Origin of the sequence: Limimaricola cinnabarinus (genome assembly GCF_002723615.1) — a bacterium.
GTDB lineage: Bacteria > Pseudomonadota > Alphaproteobacteria > Rhodobacterales > Rhodobacteraceae > Limimaricola > Limimaricola cinnabarinus_B.
Genome location: NZ_KZ305003.1, coordinates 3,375 through 3,897 on the forward strand (window position 1 = coordinate 3,375; position 523 = coordinate 3,897).

At 53.5% G+C, this 523-nt stretch carries 2 tRNA genes; both read right to left on the reverse strand.

The features are described 5' to 3' along the window. Positions 1 to 239 precede the first annotated feature (239 nt). Positions 240 to 316, reverse strand: a tRNA-Ile gene (locus tag CJ301_RS18250). Positions 317 to 319: 3 nt separating this feature from the next. After that, positions 320 to 395 (reverse strand) — tRNA-Ala (locus CJ301_RS18255). Positions 396 to 523: the final 128 nt, after the last annotated feature.

The following is a 523-nucleotide window of genomic DNA, read 5'->3' on the forward strand; positions in this document are numbered from 1 at the left end:
TTCTTCTGAACCGAAAGTCATACGTTTCCCGCCTTCCCCAGCCCATGCGAGGCATAGGGAAGACATAGGTTAGTGTACTTGACTTGGAACAAAACCATCTGCTCCGGGCGGTGCCCGGGGTGCGGCCTGACGCGGCCGAACCGATGGTTCTGATATATTCTCTCTAAACGATGTCAAAATCATGCGTCCGATTGGACGGCAAAACACTTAACAAGTGCTTTACGGTCAAATCGGGATGCTGGTGGGTCGAGGAGGATTTGAACCTCCGACCTCACGCTTATCAGGCGTGCGCTCTAACCAACTGAGCTACCGACCCATCTGGTGGAGCCTATCGGGATCGAACCGATGACCCTCTGCTTGCAAAGCAGATGCTCTCCCAGCTGAGCTAAGGCCCCGTTGGTCTGCCGCTCTGCGGCGACTACCAATGTCTGAAGAGATATGAGGACGGCCCGGCTCTATATATGCTGCTTTGATTGCAGCTGCTAAGTGTTCCATGACTTGAGCAAGCTCAAGTGACTAGGAA